This is a genomic window from Schaalia sp. 19OD2882 (assembly GCF_018986735.1).
Taxonomy (GTDB): Bacteria; Actinomycetota; Actinomycetes; order Actinomycetales; family Actinomycetaceae; genus Pauljensenia.
In genome coordinates this window covers 1,381,398-1,400,373 of the sequence record NZ_CP065521.1, presented here as the reverse complement: position 1 = coordinate 1,400,373, position 18,976 = coordinate 1,381,398, and the positions used below count along the sequence as shown (strand labels likewise).

The 18,976-nt window shown below is 66.5% G+C and carries 17 protein-coding genes; 8 read left to right on the top strand and 9 right to left on the bottom strand.

The window, feature by feature from the left end; all coding sequences use genetic code 11:
- Positions 1-56 precede the first annotated feature (56 nt).
- From sufB to I6B53_RS06165, 6 genes are read left to right on the top strand one after another with little or no spacing between them, the layout of a single operon-like run.
- Positions 57-1,505, top strand: coding sequence for a Fe-S cluster assembly protein SufB (gene sufB, locus I6B53_RS06190; RefSeq protein WP_301554128.1), 1,449 nt, complete (start codon positions 57-59; stop codon positions 1,503-1,505).
- A complete protein-coding gene (sufD, locus tag I6B53_RS06185) occupies positions 1,505-2,692 on the top strand; it encodes a Fe-S cluster assembly protein SufD (protein WP_216763383.1) in 1,188 nt (395 codons plus the stop codon). Before sufB ends, sufD begins: the two co-directional genes overlap by 1 nt.
- Before the next feature lie 35 nt (positions 2,693-2,727).
- Positions 2,728-3,480 (top strand): Fe-S cluster assembly ATPase SufC, encoded by a 753-nt coding sequence (gene sufC, locus I6B53_RS06180; RefSeq protein ID WP_216763382.1) that lies wholly within the window; start codon positions 2,728-2,730, stop codon positions 3,478-3,480.
- 52 nt (positions 3,481-3,532) lie between these two features.
- Positions 3,533-4,786: a SufS family cysteine desulfurase gene (locus tag I6B53_RS06175; protein ID WP_216765373.1), complete on the top strand. Its 1,254-nt coding sequence runs from the start codon at positions 3,533-3,535 to the stop codon at positions 4,784-4,786.
- The gene (gene sufU / locus I6B53_RS06170) at positions 4,786-5,253 is read left to right on the top strand and encodes a Fe-S cluster assembly sulfur transfer protein SufU (RefSeq protein ID WP_216763380.1); all 468 of its coding nucleotides are present in this window, start codon (positions 4,786-4,788) and stop codon (positions 5,251-5,253) included. Before I6B53_RS06175 ends, sufU begins: the two co-directional genes overlap by 1 nt.
- Entirely contained in the window at positions 5,250-5,675 is a 426-nt protein-coding gene (locus tag I6B53_RS06165) for a metal-sulfur cluster assembly factor (RefSeq protein ID WP_216763378.1), read from the top strand. The genes sufU and I6B53_RS06165 overlap by 4 nt, the downstream gene beginning before the upstream one ends.
- An 11-nt stretch (positions 5,676-5,686) precedes the next feature.
- On the opposite strand, the gene I6B53_RS06160 is transcribed toward I6B53_RS06165, so the two are convergent.
- From I6B53_RS06160 to I6B53_RS06145, 4 genes are read right to left on the bottom strand one after another with little or no spacing between them, the layout of a single operon-like run.
- Complete coding sequence (locus I6B53_RS06160; protein ID WP_216763376.1) at positions 5,687-7,561, bottom strand: AMP-binding protein; 1,875 nt, start codon at positions 7,559-7,561, stop codon at positions 5,687-5,689.
- A 57-nt stretch (positions 7,562-7,618) separates the two neighbouring features.
- Positions 7,619-8,530 carry a neutral zinc metallopeptidase gene (locus I6B53_RS06155; protein ID WP_216763375.1) on the bottom strand — a complete coding sequence of 304 codons (912 nt, stop codon included), beginning with the start codon at positions 8,528-8,530 and terminating at the stop codon, positions 7,619-7,621.
- Positions 8,527-9,843, bottom strand: a complete 1,317-nt coding sequence (gene tgt / locus I6B53_RS06150; RefSeq protein WP_216763373.1) for a tRNA guanosine(34) transglycosylase Tgt — start codon at positions 9,841-9,843, stop codon at positions 8,527-8,529. Before tgt ends, I6B53_RS06155 begins: the two co-directional genes overlap by 4 nt.
- Positions 9,840-10,520, bottom strand: a complete 681-nt coding sequence (locus tag I6B53_RS06145; protein ID WP_216763371.1) for a queuosine precursor transporter — start codon at positions 10,518-10,520, stop codon at positions 9,840-9,842. The genes tgt and I6B53_RS06145 overlap by 4 nt, the downstream gene beginning before the upstream one ends.
- 223 nt (positions 10,521-10,743) lie before the next feature.
- Between I6B53_RS06145 and I6B53_RS06140 the strand changes: the two genes are divergently transcribed.
- Positions 10,744-12,354, top strand: a complete 1,611-nt coding sequence (locus I6B53_RS06140; RefSeq protein WP_216763369.1) for an ABC-F family ATP-binding cassette domain-containing protein — start codon at positions 10,744-10,746, stop codon at positions 12,352-12,354.
- A gap of 26 nt (positions 12,355-12,380) precedes the next feature.
- On the opposite strand, the gene I6B53_RS06135 is transcribed toward I6B53_RS06140, so the two are convergent.
- The 4 genes from I6B53_RS06135 to I6B53_RS06120 form a co-directional block, all read right to left on the bottom strand.
- Positions 12,381-13,145, bottom strand: coding sequence for an amino acid ABC transporter ATP-binding protein (locus I6B53_RS06135; protein ID WP_216763367.1), 765 nt, complete (start codon positions 13,143-13,145; stop codon positions 12,381-12,383).
- Positions 13,146-13,177: 32 nt separating this feature from the next.
- On the bottom strand, positions 13,178-14,095 hold the full coding sequence (locus tag I6B53_RS06130) for an amino acid ABC transporter permease (RefSeq protein ID WP_216763365.1): 918 nt from the start codon (positions 14,093-14,095) through the stop codon (positions 13,178-13,180).
- 22 nt (positions 14,096-14,117) lie between these two features.
- The gene (locus I6B53_RS06125) at positions 14,118-15,047 is read right to left on the bottom strand and encodes an ABC transporter substrate-binding protein (protein WP_216763364.1); all 930 of its coding nucleotides are present in this window, start codon (positions 15,045-15,047) and stop codon (positions 14,118-14,120) included.
- 84 nt (positions 15,048-15,131) lie between these two features.
- Positions 15,132-15,836 carry a DUF4191 domain-containing protein gene (locus I6B53_RS06120; protein WP_216763362.1) on the bottom strand — a complete coding sequence of 235 codons (705 nt, stop codon included), beginning with the start codon at positions 15,834-15,836 and terminating at the stop codon, positions 15,132-15,134.
- A 108-nt stretch (positions 15,837-15,944) separates the two neighbouring features.
- Between I6B53_RS06120 and I6B53_RS06115 the strand changes: the two genes are divergently transcribed.
- Positions 15,945-17,240: a protein kinase gene (locus tag I6B53_RS06115; protein WP_216763360.1), complete on the top strand. Its 1,296-nt coding sequence runs from the start codon at positions 15,945-15,947 to the stop codon at positions 17,238-17,240.
- A 66-nt stretch (positions 17,241-17,306) separates the two neighbouring features.
- On the opposite strand, the gene sucB is transcribed toward I6B53_RS06115, so the two are convergent.
- The gene (gene sucB, locus I6B53_RS06110; RefSeq protein WP_216763358.1) at positions 17,307-18,962 is read right to left on the bottom strand and encodes a 2-oxoglutarate dehydrogenase, E2 component, dihydrolipoamide succinyltransferase; all 1,656 of its coding nucleotides are present in this window, start codon (positions 18,960-18,962) and stop codon (positions 17,307-17,309) included.
- Positions 18,963-18,976 lie beyond the last annotated feature (14 nt).

Sequence of the window (18,976 nt, the reverse complement as noted above, 5' to 3'; positions counted from 1 at the left end):
GTCTCCTGGCCCCAGGGGTGCGATTTGCACGGAAAGAGAAAGCGAAGAGGACAACCATGACCCAGTCATCGACTGCTGCGCCGGGAACGGGGCAGCAGATGACCGACGACGAGATCATCGACTCGATCGGCGGCTACGAGTACGGGTGGCGTGACAATGACGACTACTCGCGTGGGGCCCGCTACGGCATCGACGCGGACGTGGTCCGTGAGATCTCCCAGCGCAAGTCCGAGTCCGAATGGATGCTCTCCAAACGATTGAAGGCCCTTGAGATCTTCGACCGCAAGCCGATGCCCATGTGGGGACCGGACCTGTCCTCCATCGACTTCGACGACTTCAAGTACTACGTCAGCCCCATGGACCGTCAGGTCCAGGCCTGGGAGGACCTGCCCGAGGACATTCGGGTCACCTACGACCGTCTGGGCATCCCCGAAGCCGAGAAGAAGCGCCTGGTGGCCGGCGTGGCCGCCCAGTACGAGTCGGAGGTCGTCTACCACCAGATCCAGGAGGACCTGGAGCGCCAAGGCGTCATCTTCGTCGACACGGACACGGGCCTGAGGGACCACCCCGAGTTCTTCGAGGAGTACTTCGGCAAGGCCGTACCCGCCGGAGACAACAAGTTCGCCGCCCTGAACACCGCCGCCTGGTCCGGCGGGTCCTTCGTGTACGTGCCGCCGGGCGTGCACGTGACCATCCCCTTGCAGGCCTACTTCCGCATCAACACCGAAGCCCTCGGCCAGTTCGAGCGCACGCTCATCATCGCCGACGAAGGCTCCTACGTGCACTACGTCGAAGGTTGCACCGCCCCGATCTACGACGAGAACTCCCTGCACTCCGGTGTCATCGAGATCTTCGTCAAGAAGGGTGCCCGTGTGCGCTACACGACCATCCAGAACTGGTCGACGAACGTCCTCAACCTCGTCACCCAGCGGGCCATCGTCGAAGAAGGCGGCACCATGGAATGGGTCGACGGAAACATGGGCGCCGCCATCACCATGAAGTACCCCGCGTGCTTCCTCATGGGTGAACACGCCCGCGGAGAGACCCTCTCCATCGGCTTCGCAGGCCCCGGCCAGCACCAGGACACGGGCGCCAAGATGGTCCACATGGCGCCGCACACGTCCTCGTCCATCACCTCCAAGTCGGTCTCCCGCGGAGGTGGACGCACCTCCTACCGCGGCCTCGTGCAGGTCAATGCCCGCGCCCGTCACTCCAAGTCGAATGTGTTGTGTGACGCGCTGCTGGTGGACAAGGTCTCCCGCACGGACACGTACCCGTACGTGGACGTTCGCACCGACGACGTGGAGATGGGCCACGAGGCCACCGTCACCAAGGTCTCCGAGGACCAACTCTTCTACCTCATGAGCCGCGGCCTGGACGAGGCCGAAGCCATGGCGATGATCGTGCGCGGCTTCGTCGAGCCGATCGCCAAGGAACTTCCCATGGAGTACGCCCTCGAACTCAACCGCCTCATCGAACTGCAGATGGAAGGATCCGTCGGCTGATGACCACCTCCGAAGGAACCGTCGCGGCCACCGCCGCACGCCCGCACTCCCACGGTCTTGCCCCCTCGCGCGTGACCCGCGCCGACCGCCTGGCAAGTTTCGACCTCGACGCATTCCCCTTCCCCACGGGCCGTGAGGAGGACTGGCGATTCACCCCCATGCGCAGGATCGAAAGACTCCTGCACCCCGAGGACTTCGACGAGGGCGACGCCCCCCTCGCGCTCCGCCAGCTGCCCGACGGAGTGAGTGTCCACGTGGTCGAGCGCGGAGACGAGGCGCTGGGCACCGTCCTGGCTCCCACCGACCGTGCCGCCGCGGTGGCCTGGGACCGTTTCGAGAGCGCCACCGTGGTCACCATCGCCGCTCAGGCAGTGCTCGACTCCCCGGTCCTCCTGGACGTGTCCGCACTGGAGGGCACACGCGCCCAGAACGTCGTCATCCGCGCAGGTGAACTCTGCGAGGCCACCGTCATCCTCACCCACAGCGGTGGAGCCGGCGCCGCGCTCGCCCAAGGGATCGAGGTTGAGGCCGGGGACGGCTGCCACCTGAGCGTCGTGGCCGTGCACGAGTGGGATGACACCACCATCCACACGGCCTCGCACCGTGTGGCCATCGGAAGGGACGCGCAGGTCCGCCACATTGTCGTCACCCTCGGCGGAGACCTGGTACGTGTCAACGCCGAGACGGACTTCCGTGGCCCGGGCGGCAATCTGGAGATGCTCGGCCTGTACTTCGTTGACGCCGGTCAGCACCTCGAACACCGGGTCTTCGTCGACCACTCGCAGCCCAAGTGCTACTCGCGGGTCACATACAAAGGCGCCCTGCAGGGAAAGGATGCGCACTCGGTGTGGATCGGCGACTGCCTCATCCGCGAGGTCGCCGACGGTACCGACACCTACGAACTCAACCGCAACCTCGTCCTCACCGAGGGCGCCAAGGCCGACTCGGTGCCGAACCTGGAGATCGAGAACGGCGAGATCGAAGGAGCCGGCCACGCTTCGGCCACAGGGCGCTTCGACGACGAGCAGCTCTTCTACCTCATGAGCCGAGGAATCCCCGAGGTCGAGGCGCGTCGCCTCGTCGTGCGCGGATTCTTCGCCGAACTCATCGACCAGATCGGTGTGCCCGCAGTGCAGGAACACCTCATGGCAGCCATCGAGGCCGAACTGGCGCGCAGCGCCCAGTGAGCGCCCCCACAGACCAACCGCCGAGGAGGCACACCATGTCAACCCTGACCATCAAGGACCTGCACGTCACCGTCGAGACCGCCGATGGCCCCAAGGAAATCCTCAAAGGCGTCGACCTGACCATCAACTCCGGTGAGATCCACGCGATCATGGGTCCCAACGGTTCGGGAAAGTCGACCTTGGCCTACGCCTTGGCCGGGCACCCCGCCTATGAGATCACTTCCGGCCAGGCGTGGCTGGACGACCAGCTCATCACCGAGATGGGCGTCGACGAGCGCGCCCGTGCGGGACTCTTCCTGGCCATGCAGTACCCGGTGGAGGTCGCGGGAGTGTCCGTGTCGAACTTCCTGCGCACGGCGAAGACTGCCGTGGACGGCAAGGCTCCGGCCATCCGCCAGTGGGTCAAGGACGTCAAGGGCGCCATGGACGACCTGCGCATGGATCCGGGATTCGCCGACCGTGACGTGAACGTGGGCTTTTCGGGTGGCGAGAAGAAGCGCCTGGAGATCCTCCAGATGGAGCTGCTCAGGCCCTCCTTCGCGATCCTCGATGAAACCGACTCCGGTCTGGACGTCGATGCCCTGCGCGTCGTCTCCGAGGGAGTCAACCGTGTCCACGCCGACACCGGGTGCGGAGTCATGCTCATCACCCACTACACACGCATCCTCCGCTACATCCACCCCAGCCACGTCCACGTCTTCGTCGACGGCCGAGTGGCCGCCCAGGGGGGACCCGAGCTGGCAGATCAGCTGGAGGAGAACGGTTACGACTCGTACCTGGTCAGGTGAGTCGGTGGTGACGGCAGCGTCCGAGGGCGCCTCCCCCTTCACGGAGGCGGAGATGCGCGCCATTCGTGAGGACTTCCCCATCCTGTCCCGAACGGGGCGGGGCGGGCGGACCATCGCATACCTCGACGCCTCCGCCACCTCCCAGAAGCCCACGCAGGTCATCGAGGCCGAAGCCGAGTTCTACCGGCGCTCCAACGCGGCGGTCCACAGGGGCACTCACCTGCTTGGCGACGAGGCGACCTTGGTCTTCGAGGACGGGCGGGCCGATCTGGCGTCCTTCGTCGGGGGACGCCCGGATGAGATCGTGTGGACGAAGAATGCCACGGAGGCGGTGAACCTCGTGGCCCTGGCTATCGGACACGCGAGCCTGGGGTGTGGGGGGCGGGCCTCCCGGCGCCTTTCCGTGGGTCCCGGGGACCGGATCGTCGTGACGAGGGCGGAGCACCACGCGAATCTCGTGCCGTGGCAGGAGCTCTGCGCCCGTACGGGCGCTCAGCTCGCATGGATCGACCTGACCGCGGAGGGCCGCCTCGACTTGGAGACCCTGTCCGTCGTGGACGCTCGAACGAAGTTCGTCGCCTTCACGCACGTCTCGAATGTCACCGGCGCGGTGTCGCCGGTGGCGCAGATCGTTGCTGCGGCGCGGGCAGTCGGCGCCCTGGTCCTGCTGGACACGTGCCAGTCCTCGGCCCACATTCCGGTGGATGTTGCAGCCCTAGGGGTCGATTTCGCGGTGTTCTCCTCACACAAGATGCTCGGGCCCACTGGGGTGGGAGCGCTGTGGGGCAGACGCGAACTCCTCGAAGCGATGCCGCCGGTGCTCACCGGCGGGTCGATGATCTCCTGGGTGACGATGGACGGCGCCGAGTACATGGCGCCTCCTGAGCGTTTCGAGGCCGGCTCCCAGCCGGTGGCCCAGATCGCCGGATGGCGGGTCGCCCTGGACTACCTCAAGGGCCTGGACATGACGCGGGTCGCCGCACATGAACATGCTCTGACCTGCCGGATGCTCGACGGCCTTGGCGACATCGACGGGGTGCGGATCCTCGGACCGGCGGATGCGGGGGATCGGATCGGGGTCGTCGCCTTCGCGGTGGACGGTGTCCACCCGCATGACGTGGGGCAGTTCCTCGACTCCCTCGACGTGGCCGTGCGGGTCGGCCACCACTGCGCCATCCCCCTGCACTCGTTCTTCGGTGTGCGCTCCTCCAGTCGCGCCTCCATTGCCCCGACGTCGACGGACACGGAGATCGACCGTTTCGTCGAGGGCGTGTCCAGCGTCCGCCGCTACTTCAAGGGGAAGTGATGTCCAGCCTCGACCAGCTCTACCAGCAAGTCATCCTCGACCATTCGAAGGAACGTCACGGGTGCGGACCTGTCGACGGCCTGGCTGCGACCTCCCACCAGGTCAACCCCACCTGCGGTGACGAGGTCACCCTGGGTGTGACTCTTGCGGGCGACGGCCGCATCCAGCGCTTGGCGTGGGACGGGGAGGGGTGCTCCATCTCGCAGGCGTCTCTGTCGATGCTCTCCGACTTGGTCGACGGCAAGTCGCCCGAAGAAGTGCGGAGCCTCTTCCAGGCCATGGAGACCATGATGCATTCGCGTGGACAGGGTGTGCCCGACGACGTCCTCGACACCCTTGAGGACGCTGCTGCTCTGGAGGGCAGCTCACAATTCGCGAATCGTGTGAAGTGCGCTCTGCTCGGGTGGTACGCCCTGCGGGACGCCATGACGAAACTCGGCACCGACATCCAAGGAGGAACCCGGTGAGCAACCCGATGGCCCAGAGTGAACCGGTCGAGCAGCGATTTGCTCCCGTCCCGCAGCCGAGCACGAATACCGAGGTGCGCGACATCGACGGCACCGACGTGCTCGAACGCGGCTCCATCAGCGGTGATGACGTCCTGGAAGCCCTCAAGGACGTCATCGACCCGGAGCTGGGCATCAACATCGTCGACCTTGGCCTGGTCTACGGCGTGACCGTGCACGACGACGATGCGATCCTCCTCGACATGACGTTGACGTCGGCGGCGTGCCCGCTGACCGACGTCATCGAACGACAGGCAAAGGTCGTGCTCACCACCTTGTCGCCGGAGGTCGCCATCAACTGGGTGTGGATGCCGCCGTGGGGCCCTGACCGCATCACTCCGGACGGGCGTGACCAGTTGCGGGCCATCGGCTTCAACGTCTGAGGTCGCCCCGGTCAGTCAATGCGTTCGTCTCGGGTCGCATCCTGCCCGTCCTCGTCCTCACCAAGGGCCGAGGGGCGTGTCTGGGGCAGATGCTCCTGGACGATCTCCTGAGCCTGGGACACTGCGCCGCTCACTGCCTGACCCGCTTGGGAAACCGCCCCGCCGACCGCCTGACCCGCCTGCTCGAGCAGCTTCGAGGCCGGGTCCAGCAGCTGCTCCTTGACGCGGCGCCGCATGACCTTGCCCAAAGGATTTCGGGGCAGGTCCGTGAGGAAGGCGATGTGGCGCGGCAGCGCGTAGTGGGAGATGCGTTTCTCGGCCCAGGCGCGCACTTGCTCAATCGTGATGGTCGGTGCGTCCTCCTCGAGGAGCAGCGCCGCGACGACGTCCTCGCGGGCATCGCCCGAGGGCAGGCCGACCACGGCCACATCCTTGACACCCGGCATCGTGCGGATCGCCGCCTCGACCTGGCTGGGGTAGACGTTGAATCCGCCGGAGAGGATGAGTTCCTTCTTCCTGTCCGCCATGCGAATGTAACCGCCCTCGCACACGCCGATGTCGCCCGTGCGGAACCACCCGTCCTCGGTGAAGACCCGTGCGGTCTCCTCGGGTGCGTCGAGGTAACCTTCGAAGACCTGCGGCCCCTTGACAAGGATCTCGCCGGGCTGGCCCTCCTCGACGTCGATCGAAGGATCATCCAGGTCCGCCAGACGCAGGTCGGTGTTGGCGAAGGGAACTCCCAACACCCCATGGTGGCGTTTTTCCGACAGGGGAGCGCCCATCAGCACAGGCGAGGTCTCCGACAATCCGTATCCTTCGACGATCATGCCGCCCGTCGCCTTCTCCCAACGCGCAGCAGAGGCCGTCGACAAGGGCATCGCGCCGGCAACGCCGAAACGAATTGAACGCAGGGACGTGCCCGTCTCGGATGCCCGCTTCTCGATGCGTTCGAACATGGGCGGCACGCCGACGAAGAAGGTCACCGGGCGTCTGCGGTGGGACTCAAGGGCCAGATCCACGTCGAAGGAAGGCAACAACACTTGGGTGGCGGCCTTCCGCACCGCAGCACACAGGAAGAAGGTGAGGCCGAAGGCGTGGAAGTAGGGCAGCAACGACCAGAAGACCTCAGCGCCCTCGTGCAACTTCCACACCCAGAAGATGCACTGGTTGACATTCGCGCCGATGTTTCTGTGGGTCAGCGGCACGGATTTCGGCACCCCGTTCGTACCGCCGGTGTGCAAGATGACGGCGCGGTCATCCCCACCAGGATGCGGGAACTCGGTCGGAAGTCGACGGGCGCGAGCCACCTCCGCATCCCAGGAGCGGGCGCGCGAGGGCCGCGCGGCCCTCATCCTGTCCCGGGTCGCGCGGGCGCGTGCCACGGGCAGAGCCAGGAGGAAACGCTGGCCGGCGGGCATGTGTGCGCTGATGTCCACGGTGAAGACGGTGCGCAGGGCCGTCGACCCGTCGGTGGGGAAGTTGTCCACGCACTTCTCCCACACGACCGCCACCTGGCCGTGGTGGCGCCCCAACTGTCCATGGACCTCGGCGGCGGGAGCCAAGGGATTGTGCTGCGCGGCAACCGCCCCGATGCGCATGCACGCGTGGAAGACGGCGAAGGCCTGCGGGCAGTTCGGCAGGGAGATCGCCACCACGTCCCCTTTGCCGACGCCGGCCGAATGCAACACCTGGGCGGCCCGCAGAACCTGGTCGTGCACCTGGGCGTAGGTGGCCTCATGGCCGAAGTAGTCCAGCGCCACGCGATCCGGATAGAAGGAGGCCGTGGTCTCCAGCAACTCGTACAGCGACCCTGTGGGCACGGGCACGTCGAAAGGACACCCCGGGTCGTAGAGTTCACGGCTCTGCTCGACCAGTTTCGAGACCATCACAACCTCCTGTCACGGCGCCGGACGGCGCATCGAATGACCTGTGAACGCCGGGCCTCAGAGCTTCTCGGCGGAGAAGGTGTCGCACGCCGCCACGGACCCGGTCTCCAGACCGGTCATCAACCACCGGGCACGCTGCTCTGCGGCGCCGTGGGTCCATGTGTCCGGTGTCGCCCGCCCTTGGTAGCGCTCCTGGATGCGGTCATCGCCGATGGAGGCCGCAGTCTTCAGTGCGTCGTCGATCTGGGCGCGGGTGGGCTGTTTGAGGAAGGTGACGCCCGAGTCGGGGTCGATGGTGCGTGAAGCCCAGTGCATCCAGATGCCGGCATAGCAGTCGGCCTGCAACTCCATGCGCACGCCCTCGCCATCGGCTCCGGCTTGGTGGGCGTCGTGGATCCCGAAGGTGCCCATGAGGTTCTGGATGTGGTGTCCCCACTCGTGGGCGACGACGTACTCCTGGGCCAGCGGCGCGTTCTCCGCCCCGAAATCACGCTCCATCTGCGCGAAGAAGTTGAGGTCCAGATACACAGATGCATCCGTCGGACAGTAGAAGGGGCCGGTGGCGGAGGTGGCGTTCCCGCAGCCGGTGCTCACCGCGTTCTCGAAGAGGGTGAATCCCGGTGCTCGGTAGTGGGTCTGAGGGGCCTGACCCGCCATTTGGGTGGTCCACACGATGTCCAGGGAGTCCGCGGTGGTCACCATGCGGCACTCCGTTCGTTCGTTGGCCGCCCTTCCCGTCGTGCAGGCGCTGAGGTCGATGCCCGGAGTGGTCGTCGTCGACTCGCTGAAGGAGCCGCCCTGTCCGAGCAGGCCGGTCAGGTCGATCCCCGTGTACTGGGACAGGAGGAACACGGCGATGAGGGCGATGATCGAACCGCCTCCCCCCAGGGCCACTCCGCGTCCGGTGCGCCCCCCGCGAGAAGAACTCACACGACCGGAGTCCGAGCGCACTCCTTCATTGAAGCTCATCTGGCACCAGTCCTTCCACTGTGGGTGAATCGTCCGACCATGTCGTCCCTGAAGTCGTCGAATTGACCGCATTCGATGGACTCACGGATGGCGTCCACGAGTCGCACGGTGAACCACTCGTTGTGGATCGTCGTCAGTGTGGCCGAGAGGATCTCCTTGGCCTTGAACAGATGGTGGACGTAGGCGCGAGTGTAGTGCGTGCACGTGTAGCACCCGCAGCCGTCCACCAGCGGCGTGAAGTCCCGCTTGAATCGTGAATTCGTGATGTTGAAGCGCCCGTCGGGGGTGTACACCGCGGCATTGCGGGCCACGCGGGAGGGATTCACGCAGTCGAAGGTGTCGGCGCCGGCCGCCACTGCGGCGAAGAGGTCGTCAGGCTCGGAGATGCCCAACAGGTGACGAGGGCGATGTTCATCGAGCTCCTCACAGACCCAGGACACGATTCTTCCCAGGTTCTCCTTCTCCAGTGCCCCACCGACTCCGAATCCGTCGAAACGCATCCCGTCCTCGTCCATGTCGGACAGGGTGCGGGCGGCCCTGCGCCGCAGGTCCTGGTACTGCGCGCCTTGGACGACGCCCCACAGCTGCTGGTAGGGCTTGTCCGCGCGCTCCTCGGTCAGGCGCCTGTGCTCGGCAAGGCAGCGCCGTGCCCACCTGTGGGTGCGGTCCAAGGATTCCTCCTGGTAGTCCCGGGGGTGCAGGAGGGAGGTGAGCTCGTCGAAGGCGAACATCACGTCGGAGCCCAACTTGTGCTGGATGCCCATCGACACTTCCGGGGTGAAGCGGTGCGTGGTGCCGTCGATGTGGCTCTTGAAGGTCACCGAATCCTCGTCGATGACGGCGCGGGAGGCCTTCACGGCCTGCATGCGCAGCTTCGGGTCGTCCAGGTCGGCGGTGCCGGAGAACTCTTGCGAGAGGACCTTCTTGAATCCCGACCCCAGGGAGAGGACCTGGAAGCCGCCGGAGTCGGTGTAGGTGGGTCCGGACCAGTTCATGAAGGCGCCGAAGCCGCCTGCCTCGTCGACGATGTCGGCGCCGGGCTGCAGGTAGAGGTGGTAGGCGTTGGCCAGGACCGCCTGGGCGCCCAGGGCCTGGACCATCTCCGGGATCAGGGCCTTGACGGTGGCCTTGGTGCCCACGGGGATGAAGGCGGGGGTGCGGATGGTGCCGTGGGCGGTGTGCACCACTCCGGTGCGGCCCAGGCCCGGTCCGGTTTCCAGGCGGGTGCCCACGTCGAATCCGCGGTCCCTGACCCGGGTGCCGTCGGCTTCCACGAATGTGGGCGGGGCCTGTGCCAGCCAGTCGGTGTTCATGCGGCCAGGACCTCGTCGTGTCGGAGCCGCTCGACGCGGCGCACACCGGCAATGACCCGGTAGGTGACGGGCAGCAGCAGCACCTCGACGCCCACCTTGTACACGTAGCCGGTGAGCACGTAGTTGAGGAACTCGCCTGCGGGAATGACCCCGATGAAGGCCACCGTGCAAAATATCAGCGTGTCAAGGGCCTCGCCCACCAGGGTCGAGCCGACCAGGCGCGCCCACAGGTGCTTGGGTCCCCATCGGCGCCTGATCCGCACGAGCACCAGGGCATTGACGAGTTGCCCGGCCAGGTACCCCAGGACGGAGGCGGCGACAATGCGTGGGACGAAGCCGAGGACGGCCTCGTAAGCGGCTTGGTTCGTGTAGCCGGGGCCGACCGGCGCGACCTGGACGAGCCAGAAGGTCAGGGAAGCCAGCAGTGAGACCGCGAATCCGAGCACCACCACGCGGCGGGCCCGGGCAAATCCGTAGACTTCCGCCAGCACGTCACCGAGGACGTAGGTCAGGGGGAAGAGGATCGCCCCGCCGTCGAAGACCAAGTGCACGGGGCCCATGTCGAGGGCGGTGATCTTCGTGGCGACGATGTTCGAGATGAGCAGGAAGGCGACGAAGAGCACAGCCACCACGTCGAAGATCCGTGGACTGGTGGTGTGTGTGGGATCTTCGGGCATGTCGTCTCTTCCAGGTCGGTGATTGCGATGACGTTCAATTCTCCCTCACAGTCCACCGGGTGAGGTGCAGGTGGGGGTCGATACGCGGGTGGACCTGTTCACATGGAGCGTCGTGCCTGTCCGGAGCGGCGGCGCCCTGGTGGCGAGTCCAGGCGGGAGGTGAGGGCCTTCCGGCGTACTTCACCGTGGCGGGGGCCGAGCAGGGACCACGTAGACTTGGCCGGTGATCAACGTCCAGGACTTCTCCCTGCGCATCGGCGCGCGCGCCCTCGTCACGGGTCTGAACCTGCGCATCGACAAAGGCATGTGCATCGGCCTGGTTGGACGCAACGGCGCCGGCAAGACGACGACCATGCGCCTGCTGGCGGGGCAGAGGGACCACGGGGCCGCCGAGTTCGAGGGGACGATCTCCACCAACGGGACCGTCGGCTACCTGCCGCAGGACACCACTGTGGGCGACCAGGAACAACTGGCCCGCGACCGGATCATTTCGGTGCGCGGCATCGACGAGATCATCCGCCGCATCCGCAAGGCCGAACACGAGATGTCGACCCAGGAAGGGGCGCGGCAGATCAAGGCGATGGAACGATACGTGCGCCTCGACCAGGAGTTCACCAACGCCGGTGGATGGGCCGCCAATGCCGAGGCCGCCCGGATCGCCAACTCCTTGGGCCTGTCCGACCGGGTGCTCGACCAGCCGGTGGGCACCCTGTCTGGCGGCCAGCGCCGACGGGTCGAACTGGCACGTGTCCTCTTCTCAGGGGCCGATGTCCTGCTGCTCGACGAACCGACGAACCACCTGGACCACGATTCGATCCTGTGGCTGCGGGACTGGATCAAGACCTTTCCCGGCGGGATCATGGTCATCTCCCACGACGTGAAATTGCTGGACGAGACCGTCAATCAGGTCCTCTACCTGGACGCCACACGCGCCGAGGTCGACATCTACCACTTGGGCTGGGCCGCCTACCTCAAGCAGCGCGAAGAGGATGAACGCCGCCGCCGCAAGGAACGCGCCGTCGCCGTGAAGAAGGCCGAGCAGTTGCGCGCCCAGGGCGAGAAGATGCGCTACAAGGCCACCAAGGCCGCCGCCGCACAGCAGATGCTGCGCCGCGCCGAGGAACTGCTCGCTTCCGTCGGTCAGGAGCGACGCCAGGACAAGGTCGCCCACCTGCGTTTTCCAGATCCTGCCCCCTGCGGCAAGGTGCCGCTCACGGCGGAGGCCCTGTCGAAGTCCTACGGCTCCTTGGAAGTGTTCACCGGTGTCGACCTGGCCATCGACAAGGGAGCCAAGGTCGTCGTCCTGGGGCTCAACGGTGCTGGCAAGACGACGCTGTTGCGTCTGCTGTCCGGCATCGAGGAACCCGACACGGGCGAGGTCGTCGCGGGCCACGGCCTGCGCTTGGGCTACTACGCCCAGGAGCACGACACCCTGGACCTGTCGGCCACCGTGGAGGAGAACATGGCGCGCAGCGCCCCCGAGCTGGATGACACCCGCGTGCGTTCGGTCCTCGGCCAGTTCCTCTTCAGTGGCGACGACGTGGACAAGCCGGTCGCGGTGCTCTCAGGTGGGGAGAAGACCAGGCTGGCTCTGGCCACACTGGTGGTGTCCGGCGCCAACGTCCTGTTGCTGGACGAGCCGACGAACAACCTGGACCCCGCTTCGCGTGAGGAGGTCCTGTCGGCCCTGCACAGTTACGAGGGTGCCGTGGTCCTGGTGACCCACGATCCGGGAGCCGTCGTCGCCCTCGAACCCGACCGGGTCCTGCTGTTGCCCGACGCGGACGAGGACCTGTGGGACGACTCGTACCTGGACCTGGTGTCCCTGACCTGAGGGGCGACGCCTGGGCGGAGCGGAGTTCACAGGACCTTGGAGAAGAATTCCTTGGTGCGGGCCTCGCGCGGGGAGTCGATGACCTCCTCGGGTCTGCCCTTCTCGACGACGACGCCTTCGTCCATGAAGATCACCGTGTCGGCCACCTCGCGGGCGAAGCCGACTTCGTGGGTGACGACGACCATCGTCATTCCCGAAGCAGCCAAGTCCTTCATGACGCCCAGGACCTCACCCACCAACTCCGGGTCGAGGGCGGAGGTCGGCTCGTCGAAGAGCATGAGTTCGGGCTCCATGGCCATGGCGCGGGCAATCGCGACGCGCTGCTGTTGACCTCCGGACAGTTCCGAGGGGTAGTGGTCCGCGCGGTCGGCCAGTCCCACCTTTGCCAGCAGGTCCAGCGCCGTGGCCCGGGCGGACTCCTTGGCGGTCTTCTTCACACGCACGGGCGCCTCCATGACGTTGTCCAGGGCCGTCATGTGGGGGAAGAGGTTGAAACGTTGGAAGACCATGCCGATGTGCGAACGTTGCTCGGCGATCTGCGCGTCGGACAGGTCGTGCAGGACGATCTTTCCGCCCCGTTCCTCTTCCCGGTAGCCGAGGAGTTCACCTTCGATCTCGATGCGGCCCGCGGAGATGGTTTCCAACTGGTTGAGACAGCGCAGCAGTGTCGACTTTCCCGAGCCCGACGGGCCGAGGATCACACAGACCTCACCGGGGGCGATGTCCAGGTCGATTCCGCGCAGGACGTGCAACGAGCCGAAGAACTTGTGGACTCCGCGCACGCTGACCATGGGTGAGTTGGATGGGACAGGGGGCTGGTGGGTCACGGGGTCACCTCGATGAATGCGTTCTCTGCATGAGCGTCTGCGCCGGGACGATGTTTGCCCTCATGCCGTTCGAAGCCCTTCGAGAAGTACTTCTCGATGTGCGACTGGACCCACATGAGGATGGTCGTGACCACCAGGTACCAGAAAGCCGCCGCAATGAGCAAAGGCACGGGCTGGAAGAGACGCTGCCCCTTGTCCGCGGCGACGAAGGTGAGTTCAAGGGTGAAGGGGATTGCCGCGACCAGGGAGGTCGTCTTGAGCATGGAGATGGTTTCGTTCCCGATGGGCGGGACGATGACCCGCATCGCCTGGGGAAGGATGATGCGTCGGAAGATGAGGGGACGCGGCATGCCAAGAGCCGTCGCCGCCTCCCACTGGCCCTTGTCCACCGACAGCAGTCCGGCGCGCATGATCTCCGCCAAGTAGGCGCCCTCGTTGAGGGACAATCCCACGCACGCCATCCAGAAGGGGGTGAAGACGTCGACCATCTGGAAGGAGAAGAGCTCCGGGCCGAAAGGAACGCCCAAAACCACCGTCGGGTACAGAACCGGGAGCAGGGACCAGAAGATCAACTGCGTGTAGATCGGGGTGCCGCGGAAGAACCAGATGTAGAGGGTGGCGACCCAACGCAGCACGGGATTGATCGACTGGCGCATGATCGCCATGGTGATGGCCAGGGCCGTGCCGACGACCATGGCGATGACCGTGAGGAGAAGTGTGAAACCCAAGCCCTGGAGGATCGTCTGTGAGAAGATCCAGCGCCCGGCGACCGCCCACTGGTACTTCTCGTTCGTGACCAAGCCATGGATGAGGGCCACTGCGAGCACCGCGACGATGACGGCCGACACCCAACGGCCGGGCCTGGGAGCCGGGCGGGAGACGATGAAGTCGATGGGGGCAGTGTCCTTGGGCATCTGATTCCTCACGTGAAGCGGCTCACTGGGCGGGGTCGAGTTCCGCCTTGGTCAGGGCTGCACTCTCGGCGCCGTAGGGGGCCAGGATCCTGGTCAGGGTGCCGTCATCCATGAGGTGCTGCACGGCGGCCTGGACGGCCTTGGCCAGTTGTTCGTCGTTCTTGGCCACCGCAATTCCCTGGGGGGCGGACTCGATGACGTCGCCGATCTGCTCGAGTTCACCACCGGAGAGCTTGACCGCGTAGCCGATGACGGTGGAGTCGGCCAAGGTGGCGTCGTACTGGCCGCCGATGACCTTGGTGGCCACGTCGGACTGCAGGTCGTGCGGCATGACCCGGATCTTCTCCTTGCCCGCTGCGACGCATTCCTCGGAGAGCTTGTCCGCGTAGTCCTGCTGGTAGGTGCCGTTCTGGACGCCGATGGTCTTGCCGCACACGTTCTTGGCGTCGAAGGACTTCGGGTTGCCCTTGGCCACGGCGTAGGCGGAACCGACCTCGACGTAGGAGACCATGTGGACCTGCCGGAGGCGCTCGGGGGTGATGGTGAAGGAGGAGGCGCCCACATCGAATTTGCTTCCCAAGGCCGGAATGATCGTCGGGAACTCCGCGTGGGTGGTCTCGCCCTTCTCAAGACCCATGACCTTGGCGATGGCATTGACCAGGTCGACGTCGTATCCCACGGGTGTCTGCCCGTCGGCGGCGCGGAATTCGCCGGGGGCGTAGTCGGTGGAGGCACCGTTGCGCAGGACGCCGGCCTTCTTCACTGCCTCGGGCACCATGGCGGCGATCTCGTCGACCTTCTCGACGGAGGACAGGCCGTAGGGGATGACATCGACGGCGGACTGGAGGGATCCGGAGGGGGTGTCATCGCCCGTCTGGTCGGGATCGGCGCAACCTGCAAGGGCAATGGCGCCGATGGCCATCGCGAGGACGGGAATGGTGGCCTTACGCATGTGGGTACCTCTCGTCGTGTTCGATGCTGCGCCAATTATGCGCATAGGCGCATAGTCATGCAGGTGGGTGTCTCACATCGTGGGTCAGCGACCGCGAAGGGCCCGACGGCTGGGGCGCACCCGCGTCAGGTCGACGCCCTTGGGAATGGAGGCACCCGCACGGGAAAGTGCCGCCAGGCGTTGGCTGATTGCGGGGACCTCTTCCTTCGTCAGCACGTTCTTCAGGCGGCGCAGTGTGCCTTCGAGCTTCTTCAGAGGAACCTGGTGATCGTCGTTGCCGACCTCGATGAGGTGCACCGGAACGTTCTTGGCCACCCGCATGACCTTCTTGCGCTCGGCCTCGAGCAAGGGGCGTACACGCGAGCTCGGACCTTCGGAGATGAGGACCACGCCCGGGCGGCCGATGATGCGCCAGACGATGTCCTTGTTCCGGGTTCCCGCAATGGGCTCCTCGGAGACGATCCATCCGGACTTGATCTGGGACAGGACCGCGTACACGGCACCCAGCGTGCCGTCGATCTGCTGGTACATCGCGGGTCGGACCAGCCAGGCGAGCAGCGCCATGGCGGCCAGTGCGCCGGTCAGCACCCCGACGAGCCCCCAGGACAGATAGGTGGCCAAGGTTCCGGAAGTGGCCCAGGCAAGGACAAGGGCGATGGTGATCGAGGCCAGGGCTGCTCCTGCGAGCGCCCACGGGATCCACGTGTAGGTCCGGGCGGTGATCGTGTACGCGTCGGCGAGGTTGTGGTACCAGCGACGCTTCTTCGGGGAGGGGGTCTTCTCACTCATGGCTCCACCAGTCTACGTGTCCGCGGCCCGGTGCAGAACCGGCGAGAGCGCATCCACAGAACCTCCCGAACCCTGTTGCGCGCGCGACAAATGTCGGAAGATGGGAACATGGAGATCAACGGCTATGAACTGGGGCCAGTCGTCCACATGACTGCCTCGGGCCCCATGTGGAGCACATGCGACCAGGACGGGGCACCCGCCCTGCTCCGCATCCACACGGCCGAGGAGGCCGAAGCCCTCGTCGAACGCTGGCGACTCTGGGCGCAGGTGGACAGCCCCCATGTCGTGCGTCTCGTCGACGTCGTCGCCCACGAGGACGGGCGCGTCGCCCTCGTCCAGGAGCGCGTGTCCGGACGTCCCCTCGACGCCCTGCTCGAGGCCCCCGATCCCGTGCGCCCGAAACAGGCGCGAAGGATCCTCGCCGACATCAAGGCGGCACTGACGGAGCTGCACCGAGCGGGCTTGGTCCACACGGATGTCTCACCCTCCAACATCCTCGTCCATCCGCGCAGGGGAGCCGTCCTGGTCGACGTCGGTGAAGAGGTCGGCGAGGGCGGTGGAACGCCCGGGTGGAATGCGGACCTGCCCAAGACCGCCGAAGGAGACCTTGCCGCCCTGGAGCGACTTGCACAGACCCTGGGGGTTCGGGTGCCCGACGCGTCCGCCATGGTGGATGTGGACAACGATGCCGCAGGGCCCACGCTGCCCGAGTCGGTGACCCCCGAAGGAGCGGTGGCGGCGCTGCGGGCAGCTGCCGCTCGCACGCCGACGCGGGGAGCCGACAAGGGCGAGGTCGGTCGAGACGAGGCGTCGGCCATCGCAGTGGCAAAGGGCCGGACCTCCTCGCGACCCCGCCCGCTGGTGGGCGCGGGAGCGCGCCGCATCGCCCTGGTCACGGCGGCGGTCGCGTCACTGGGGATCGGCGTCGGACTGGGCCTGACCCAAGGGATCCTTCGTGCAGACGCAGGTGGCACCGGCGACGCAAGTGCGTCTGCAGGGGCGGTTGCAGGAGGAGTTTGCCCCACGCCGGGCAGACTCGCGGCGAGGATTCAAGAAGTGATCGATGCGCGCGACACCGCGCTGGGCGCGCAGGACGGCTCCGGGTTGGAAGGGCTTGTCGGAGGCCCGCTTCTCGCCTCCGACCAGGAGCTCATCACGAGCCTGGCGGAGCGCAAAGTGGAGCTTCGAGGCTATGACACCACACTGTTGTCGATCGGCGAGGTGACCTGCACCGGCGCGGGCGTCGACTTGCATGTCACGGTCGCGGTCGAGGTCCGACAGGAAGAGCATGAGCGCTGTGAGGCAGGCACCTGCAGGACGGTCAGTGCGGGGCCACCCGTCAGGCTGGAACTCCATCTGGAGGGCAATGACCTCAACGTGCAGGTCGCCGAACGCCAGAGTTGAGCAGCTCCTGGTGCAACACCCGGGGGCGGGCCCCCGCGGACCCGCCCCCGGCGTCGAATCAGGGCCTCACAGGCCCAGTTCGGCCTCGAATGCCCCCTCTTCCAAGCGCTTCTTCACATCCATGAGGTACCGGGACGCGTCAGCACCGTCCACCAGGCGGTGGTCGTAGGAGATGGACAAGTAGACCATCGAGCGGATCGCGATCGAGTCGTTGCCCAACGAGTCCTTGACGACCACAGGGCGCTTGACGATCGTGCCGACCCCCATGATGGCCGTCTCGGGCATGTTGAGCACCGGCGTGTCGAACAGGGCACCACCCGAACCCGTGTTCGTGATGGTGAAGGTCGAACCGGAGAGCTCGTCCGCACCGGCCTTGCCGTCCCGGGTCCTGGAGGCCAGGTCGTTGATGGAACGGGCGATGTCGGCCAGCGACATGGCACCGGCGTTCTTGATGACGGGGACCAGGAGGCCGCGCTCGGTGTCCACTGCGATTCCGATGTGCTCGTGGTCGTGGTAGGTGACCTCGGTGTCCTTGATCGTCGCATTCACCTTCGGGTGGTAGGGCAGTGCCTCGGTGGCGGCCTTGACGAAGAAGGGCAGGAAGGTGAGCTTGGTCTGCTCGCGCTGGATGAAGGCATCCTTGGCACGGGCGCGAAGGGTCGCGATCCTCGTCACGTCGACTTCGATGACCGTGGTCAGCTGGGCAGCGGTCTGCAGGGACTCGACCATGCGACGCGAGATCGTCTGTCGAAGACGCGTCATCTTCTCGGTCTTGCCGCGCAGCGGGGAAGGCTCGCGCCCAAGAGCGGCAGCCGCCGGAACCGCAGGAGCAGCCGGGGCAGGAGCAGCCTGGGCAGCGATCGCGGCTTCGACGTCCTCGCGGCGGATGCGGCCGCCGACACCTGTGCCCGTCACGGTGGCGAGGTCGATGCCGGCTTCACGGGCGAGTTTGCGGACGATCGGGGTCACGTAACCGGTGGTGGCCGAAGCACGTGGTGCCGCAGGCGCAGCCGGAGCTGCCGGTGCCGGCGGAAGGGGAGCCGGGACTGGCGGTGCGGGGGTGGCCGGCGCGGCCGGCGCCACGGGAGCGGCGGGGACCGGTGCAGCAGCAGGCGCAGCAGAGGCTGCATGGAGCTCGACCTCGGAAATGATCGCCACCACGGTCCCGACCTCGACGGTCTCGTCCTCGGCCACACGGATCTGTGCGACCCAGCCGGCCACAGGGGAGGGGACCTCGGAGTCCACCTTGTCGGTGGAGACCTCCAGCAGGGCCTCGTCGGCCTCCACGCGATCGCCCACACTCTTGAGCCACGTGGTGACGGTGCCCTCGGAGACGGACTCACCCAGGGCGGGCATTGTCACCTCGACGCCGCTGACCGCGCCACCCGCAGGAGCCGCAGGCGCAGACGGGGTGGGCGACGCCACCGGCACAGGGGAAGGAGCTGCGACGTGGGCAGGTGCGATTGCGGGTGCAGAGGCCTCGCCGGCATCGCCGATGCGGGCGATGACGGTGCCGACCTCGACGGTGTCGTCCTCGGCGACGAGGATCTCCAGGACGACGCCTGCGACGGGGGAGGGGACCTCGGAGTCCACCTTGTCGGTGGAGACCTCGACCAGGGCCTCGTCGGCGGCCACCGTGTCGCCGACGTTCTTCAGCCACGTGGTGACGGTGCCCTCGGTCACCGACTCGCCCAGAGCGGGCATGGTCACATCAGTTGCCATTGTGTTTCTCCTTG